This window comes from Acinetobacter sp. Lyrl_1, assembly GCF_051948795.1.
In the GTDB taxonomy this organism is placed as follows: Bacteria; Pseudomonadota; Gammaproteobacteria; order Pseudomonadales; family Moraxellaceae; genus Acinetobacter; species Acinetobacter towneri.
Genome location: NZ_JAYJLK010000066.1, coordinates 1 through 7521 on the forward strand (window position 1 = coordinate 1; position 7521 = coordinate 7521).

Genomic DNA, 7521 nt, shown 5'->3' on the forward strand with positions numbered 1-7521 from the left:
AGGGTGTTTTTTTATGTAAAAAAGAAAAGTAGAATGAATAAAAAAACCCTTAAACATAATTTAAGGGTTTTAAATTTATTTAAATATCAAATATTTAGAAATGTGCTTCTAAGCCTAAATATGGGCCTTTAAACTCTAATTGAGTTTCCTGATTGGAATCTTGATTGAGCTTAATATCTAAAATGCGATAACCTGCTTTTAAACCAACATCGACTAAAATGGCATCTATAAAGTTATATTTAATTTCTGCCTGAGCATCACGAACTTCATTGTCGCTATTTTTGGCATAGTTAGCTTCAGCTTTGGCACTTAAACCTGTAAATGGTAATTTGACCGCTGCTTCTGCATACAGCATAGGTAAAGTTTCACTGACGTCTTGTGTCGAAAACAAATTCGATCTTAAGTCGCCTTCAAGTACTTTGGCACCAAATCCAACATCTGCGGCAACAATGTTATCTAAAATTTCATAATATAAAATGAAGTCTGAGTAATCTAAATCTAGTTGATTGATTTTTACACCAGCAGCGCTTTGCTCGCTTTCGGCCTGCAAATTGGCATGTTTGATTTTAGCATTGGGTAAAAATGGTACTGGATGCTCTACTGCTAGACTGAAGGGTAAGGCAAAATCATCATCCAAGTTTGGTGATAACTGAGCCTGATTCCAGTCTGCGCTATATTTCCAATAATCTACGCTGGCTTTTACCCCAATAATATCGGCATGCACCGCTGAACAACTAATTAAACTGCATGCTAAAGCAAAACGTTGTAATGTAAGCATATAAACTCTAGTATTTTGTCATCATCATTTGGGATGAATGGTGTGGTGTTGTATGTTCTCGTGACAAAAAATCATGTGAAATATTGTCCAACTTAGCGCATCATACATTTTCTAGAATCAAAATTCTTGTAAAAATATAGCTTAATTCGCGCCAAAAATAGAGGATTTCAGTATGCAAAATGTCCATCCACCTGTCGATTATCCGCTCTATCTTGCCAATAAAGCCGTAGAAACAGGGCAATGGTTAGCCGTTCAGCATAAATATTCTCAAAATTTATATGCGCGTGTCGCACTTGCCGATGCGAAAAGTATTGAAAAAGCCATTCGTGCAGCCGTAAAAGCAGAAGCCGAAATGGCAAAGTTACAGCCCTTTCAAAAACAAAAAATTCTGTTGCATTGTGTGCAGCGTTTTCAAAACATGCGTGAAGAATTGGTCGAAATTTTAATTGCCGAAGGTGGAAAACCACGTTTGGCTGCGATGGCAGAAGTCGAGCGTTTAATTAATACCTTCCAAATTGCGGCAGATGCGGTGTCACAACTAGATGAAGGGCGTATTTTGCCGTTGGCAGTGACGGCTGCTGCTGCGAATTATCAAGGGATGGTTAAGCATGTACCCATTGGTACCGTGTCTTTGATTAGTCCTTTTAATTTTCCGTTGAATTTAACTGCACATAAAATTGCACCTGCGATTGCCGCAGGTTGTCCTTTTGTATTAAAACCTGCCAGTGCCACGCCTATTTCAGCATTGAAAATTGCAGAAGTGTTGGCAGAAACAGATTTACCTAAAGGTGCGTTTTCGGTATTGCCTTGTGAGCGTGAACAAGCTGATGTTTTAGTGACAGATGACCGCTTTAAACTGCTCAGTTTTACCGGTTCAGATGTGGTGGGTTGGGATATGAAAGCCCGCGCAGGACGCAAAAAAGTAACGCTAGAGTTGGGCGGCAATGCAGCAGTGATGATTGAACCCGATACTGAATTGAATGATGCATTGATTCATCGCTTAATTGGTGGTGCGTATAATCATGCTGGGCAGGTGTGTATTAGTGTGCAACGTATTTTGGTGCATGCTGACGTATATGCCGAACTGAAAAAGAAACTTGTGAGCCAGCTCAAGAAAATTAAAGCGGCAGATCCTGATTTAGACAGCACTTTGGTCGGGCCAATGATTAAGGAAGCTGAAGCGCAGCGCTTGAAAAAGTGGATTGATAAAGCGGTGAAAAAAGGCGCAAAAATATTGGCAGGTGGCGAGCTGAAAGGTGTGATGTTTGAACCGACTTTATTGGAACAGGTCGATCCAAACTTGGAAGTTTATAAAGATGAAGTTTTTGGCCCTGTTGCCATTTTGGAAAAATATTCATCTTTTGAGCAAGGGATTGCACGTATCAACCAAAGTCGTTTTGGTTTACAGGCGGGTATTTATACACAAAGCTTGGAAAAAATGCTGTATGCATGGGATCAGTTACAAGTTGGTGGGGTGATTATTAATGATATTCCATCGTTCCGTGTGGACAATATGCCTTATGGTGGCGTGAAAGATTCGGGTTTAGGGCGAGAAGGGATTCAATCTGCTATTCGGGATATGCAGGAAGAGCGTTTATTGGTAATTAAGCGTTAAGTATCTGATCTAATGATGCATCGTTATAAATAAAGAGAAAGGATGAGTTAACTCTGAATTTTGAGATGATTGATTACAGCGCTGTGGTTTGGTGAATAATAAGCTACAGCGCTGCTATAATAGATGAAAAGTAAAACAACTCAAATAGCACCAACATTACATTCCAAATAGTTATATGACTTATAACCAAAAAATCAAGTCAAAATGGAGTGGAATTTGAACGTTTGATTAAAAAAATGCATACAAAAAGCATCTTTCTAAGCAGAATTTACAGAAAAATTGTTCAAAAATGAGTATTGTTAAGCCATACAAAAGCGCAATATTGGGCAAAGACTTTAAGCAAGATTTTCCGAATATTTCGCTGTTTGACCTTTAGAATTTGATGCTCAAAAGGTGTGACTCTAAAGCAAACACCCAGATTTTCATTTTTTGCAGGATATTTTTTGCGTGCGCTAAAGTACCGTTATATAAAGTAAATTTAAGCTAATGAAAAAGCAAGTTATTTATATAAAAGGTCAGAATTAAAAAACAAGCAGCAAAAAATAACCTGAAGTTTAGGTGTTCTATGACAGATTCTCGTGAGAGTTGGTCCGCGCGATCAGGCTTTATTATCGCAGCCATTGGTTCTGCGGTCGGGTTGGGCAATATTTGGCGTTTCCCTTATGTTGCCTATGAAAATGGTGGCGGCGCATTTTTAATCCCTTATTTAATTGCGATCTTTGCCGCAGGTTTGCCATTGCTGTTTTTGGACTATGCAGTTGGGCATAAATACCGTAAAGCACCACCAACCGCTTATAAAAAGCTCATGAACAGTGAAGCATTGGGCTGGTGGCAGGTGATGGTGACTTTGCTGATTGGTATTTACTATGCCAGCGTATTGTCTTGGGCAGGCAGTTATATGTTCTATTCCATTGGTCAGCAATGGGGAACAGACACTGAAAAATTCTTTTTCACAAGCTACTTACAAAATGGTGAAGGCTTAGCCTTTGGTTTTGTACCAACCTTATTTATTGGTCTAGTCATCGTATGGACGGTGGTGATGTTCATTTTATACGGCGGGGTGAAAAAAGGGGTTGAGCTGTCAAATAAAATCTTTATACCACTTTTGCTGATTTTGTTCTCTATTCTCGTGGTTCAAGCTTTACGTTTACCGGGTGCAGTCGATGGCTTAAATGCTTTCTTTACGCCTAACTGGGAAGCGATGGCGAACTATAAAGTATGGTTAGCTGCCTTTGGTCATATCTTCTTCTCACTTTCAGTGGGTTTCGGGATTATGTTGACCTACTCATCTTACCTAAAACGTAAAACCAACTTGACTGGTTCAGGCTTGGTGGTTGCACTTGCAAACTCATCTTTTGAAATTTTAGCGGGTATTGGTATTTTTGCTGCGCTTGGTTTCATGGCGTACAGCGCAGGTTCATCGGTAGATGAAGTGGTTTCTGGTGGTATTGGTTTAGCCTTTATTGCATTCCCGAAAATCATTTCAAGCTTGGGTGCAGGTGGCGATTTATTTGGTTTCTTATTCTTCGCTTCATTGACGGTTGCAGGGGTGACCTCAATGGTGAGTATTCTGCAAGTGCCCATTGCTGCGTTCCAAGACAAACTGGGTTGGTCGCGTAAGCGTGCAGTAACCATCATTGCGGGTGGTTCAGCTATTGTTTCAACCATTTTATTCTCTACCCACAGCGCGATCACTTTTGTCGACATCATTGACTACTTTGCCAACAACATTGGTATTGTTGGTGGTGGTTTATTGTCGATCATTTTGGTGACTTGGTTCCGTCGTCCATTGCTCAAAGAATTGCAGCAACACGTTAACCAATACTCAAGCATTAAATTGGGTTGGGGCTGGAATTTCCTATTAACCATCGTGACTCCGCTTTCATTGCTCGTGGCTTTAGGCTTAACCCTGAAATCTATTTTTGCAGAAGGCTATGGTGGTTATCCATTACACATTTTACTCACCGTGGGTGGTGGTACCGTAGTGCTCTTTATTATTGGCGCGGTATTGCTTAGCCGCTTAAAAGATCACGACGCAGCGGAGAAATAAGATGAATACATCTGCATTGGTGATGTTGATTATTTCAACAGTGGTACTTTGGGGTGGTTTAGTTTTGGCGATGATTCACCTGATCAAAAACCCAGATGAACTCGAAGACTAAGCATTTTGCTGAAACGGGTGCGATGCTGTAAAGCATTGCACTGGCTAACTAAAATAACCCTTGATTGATTCAAGGGTTATTTTTTTGGAAAGGCTATTAAATGAGAAGAATCGTTAAAACAGAAATAGCTTAGGCGGTTTTTTCAATACGACAATAATAAAAACCATCCCCGCGTCCTTGTTGCGGCAATAATTGGCGTCCATACAGTTGTGGAATGCCCCAATCTGCATCAATTTTGACTTCTTTGGCATTTTGATGTTCGGCAAAGAATTGCTGAATTTGCTGTTCATTTTCGGCTTTTAAAACCGAGCAGGTAATGTAAAGCAAGGTGCCACCAACTTTGAGTTGCTGCCACATCTGCTGCAAAATCTGTTGCTGTAATGCCACCGTTTGCTGAACATCGCTAGATTGACGCAGCAAACGAATATCTGGATGACGACGCAAGACTCCAATTGCAGAACATGGTGCATCCAATACAATACAGTCTACTGCTTCACTGGCATTCCATGTGGTTGCATCGGCAGCCAAAATTTCGACTTGCGCTTCTTGATTCAGTTGCAGACGTTCTAGGTTTTCGCTGACACGTAACAGACGTTTGGCATCCTGATCTAAGGCAATCAATTTTTTAGGCTGAAATTTTTCGAGCAGATGCGCTGTTTTACCGCCGGGTGCTGCGCAGGCATCGACCACGACTTTGCCATCTAAATTTGGCAAGAGCGTTGCACACAGTTGGGCATGTTCATCCTGAACGGAAAATACGCCTTCATCAAAACCAGGTAAGTCAGGAATGTGCACATTTTGCAATATCACAATGCCGACTTCAGACACGGTGCAAGCTTCTGCTGCAATCTCTTGTTCCTGCAAAATTTCTAAATAGTCATCACGGCTGATTTGGCGTGTATTAACCCTTAAGGTCAGAGGTGCGGTTTGCTTTAAAGTTTGCGTCAGTTGTTCTAATTGTTCAGGCCAATCTTTTTTCAAGCGTTTATACAACCAACTTGGCAAACCATGTGCCTGCGCCAAAGCCGTTTGAAATTCCGATGTTTCACGTGAAACACGACGCAGAATCGCATTCACCACACCGCTGAGTGCTTGATAGCCCAATTGTTTGGCTGCAGTTACGGTTTCTGAAATTGCGGCATGACTGGCTACACGGGTGCAAAGCACTTGATATAAGCCAACATATAAACAGGTTTCAACGGTTTCATTGTTGAGTGGTTTTACCAACAGCGGCAAAGTAATGCTTTTTAGGGCATACCATTGTCGCAAGGTGCCCAAAACCAGCTCATGAAACAAGGCGCGGTCTCGTTCTGCGACTTTACTTAAATGTGCAGGTAAAACACTCGCCAATGACTGCCCTTGTTGTGCAGCCAATAGCGTACGGATGACTTGGGCACGCAAGTTCAAATGTGAGTTGCCTGATTCAGAATGGCTCATGCGAGAACTTGTCCTGTTTGAAGTTTTTGAGTTTGAATGATTTGCACAGGATTCAGGGGTTTAGCGCCTGGCCATTGCAACGAGCTTAAGCACACTGCTTGTTGATCGCCACAAGCGACGTGTACGCCTTGTTTGTCTAGTTTTAAAATTGTACCCGCAGCTTTGCCTTGTGCAGATTCATCCGATAATGCTGAACCCCAGATGCGCAAGTTTTGAGTGTCATCTAAAGGGATAAACGCCACAGGCCACGGATTAAAGGCACGGATATTACGGTCAATTTCGGCTGCAGTTTGTGACCAGTTAATTTGCGCTTCGGCTTTCGTCAGTTTGTGTGCGTAGACCGTCAAGGCTTCATCTTGCACTTCACGCGCAGCCAAATAGTCTTGCAATTTTTGCTCTGAAGCCAATACTTCAACAATCGCTTCAGCACCTTGCTGTGCCAGTTTGCCATGTAAAGTAGCAGAGGTGTCTGTGGCAGTAATTGGGCATAGGGTTTTATACATCATATCGCCTGTATCTAAGCCTGCAGCCATTTTCATAATGGTAATGCCTGTTTCGGTATCACCTGTGGCAATAGCACGCTGAATCGGCGCTGCACCACGCCAACGTGGTAGTAAAGAACCGTGAATATTCAAGCAGCCATATTTTGGAGTATCTAAAACCACTTGCGGCAAAATTAAACCATAGGCAGCAACCACCATCACATCGGCATTCAATGCAGCCAATTCTTGTTGAGCCGCCAGACCTTCTTCAGTAGATGATTTAAAATGTAAAGGTTGATAGACAGGAAGATCGTGTTGTAGTGCCAATTGCTTCACCGCAGATGCTGTGAGTTTTTGTCCGCGTCCTGCTTTACGGTCAGGCTGGGTGTAAACCGCGACAATCTCATGTTCGGTGTTCAGGAGTGCTGCCAAAGCGCTTGCAGCAAATTCAGGCGTACCTGCAAAAACGATTTTCAATGGAAATCAACCCATAGTTTTAGATGACGCGGCAATTATAACAAATTGCGGCTCAAAGGTCGGAACGGGTTGTAACAAATCCACCTTGTCCCCTTGCGCAGCAAACAAAGCAGCGCTTTGTTCTTGCTCATGTGGCTAAAACTTTCTCAGATTGCGTTATGAAACTTGGCAATAGTCTCGCTATTCCCTGCGTTTCATGCCTAATCTGCTCAGTTTTAGCCTACAGCGCAAGCCATTTATGAAATGTCAACAGACCCTAATAATGCAAAATTTAAAAATTATTCATGAAAGTTTTGTATTGAACAATAAATTCTAGAGTGCATTCTCGCCCTTTTAAGGGTGAGCCAGCTCTTTTCTTAATATGACTATATAAGTTAAAATTGTCGTTAAATATCATTAGTTTATATTATAGAATCACTTTTTTATGTTATAATTAAATTGTATTTTTAGGAGCATTTTCATTGCTAACAGGCATCCAATTAAGAGCGTATCCAACCAATCATCAAAAGCTGAACCTTAGTCAGTGGATGGGTTGCGCTCGTTTTATTTGGAATGCTAAGTGCGATGAAG

General features: G+C 41.5%; 7 protein-coding genes. 4 read left to right on the plus strand and 3 right to left on the minus strand.

What is annotated here, in order from left to right:
• Positions 1–94: 94 nt before the first annotated feature.
• Positions 95–778 (minus strand): TIGR04219 family outer membrane beta-barrel protein, encoded by a 684-nt coding sequence (locus VF675_RS13090; RefSeq protein WP_004970377.1) that lies wholly within the window; start codon positions 776–778, stop codon positions 95–97.
• Positions 779–950: 172 nt separating this feature from the next.
• Here VF675_RS13090 and VF675_RS13095 point away from each other — a divergent pair, with 172 nt between their 5' ends.
• From VF675_RS13095 to VF675_RS13105, 3 genes are all read left to right on the plus strand, one after another.
• A complete protein-coding gene (locus VF675_RS13095) occupies positions 951–2393 on the plus strand; it encodes an aldehyde dehydrogenase family protein (protein ID WP_180096436.1) in 1443 nt (480 codons plus the stop codon).
• 565 nt (positions 2394–2958) lie between these two features.
• Positions 2959–4443, plus strand: coding sequence for a sodium-dependent transporter (locus VF675_RS13100; protein ID WP_104852799.1), 1485 nt, complete (start codon positions 2959–2961; stop codon positions 4441–4443).
• Position 4444: 1 nt separating this feature from the next.
• A complete protein-coding gene (locus tag VF675_RS13105) occupies positions 4445–4555 on the plus strand; it encodes a methionine/alanine import family NSS transporter small subunit (protein WP_004970370.1) in 111 nt (36 codons plus the stop codon).
• Positions 4556–4684: 129 nt separating this feature from the next.
• On the opposite strand, the gene rsmB is transcribed toward VF675_RS13105, so the two are convergent.
• Together rsmB and fmt are read right to left on the minus strand one after the other, a co-directional pair.
• Positions 4685–5992 carry a 16S rRNA (cytosine(967)-C(5))-methyltransferase RsmB gene (gene rsmB, locus VF675_RS13110; RefSeq protein ID WP_440205336.1) on the minus strand — a complete coding sequence of 436 codons (1308 nt, stop codon included), beginning with the start codon at positions 5990–5992 and terminating at the stop codon, positions 4685–4687.
• Positions 5989–6951, minus strand: coding sequence for a methionyl-tRNA formyltransferase (fmt, locus tag VF675_RS13115; protein WP_440205337.1), 963 nt, complete (start codon positions 6949–6951; stop codon positions 5989–5991). Before fmt ends, rsmB begins: the two co-directional genes overlap by 4 nt.
• Before the next feature lie 461 nt (positions 6952–7412).
• On the opposite strand from fmt, the gene VF675_RS13120 reads away from it, so the two are divergent.
• On the plus strand, positions 7413–7521 hold a 109-nt coding region (locus VF675_RS13120), incomplete at its 3' end, for a helix-turn-helix domain-containing protein (protein ID WP_440205338.1).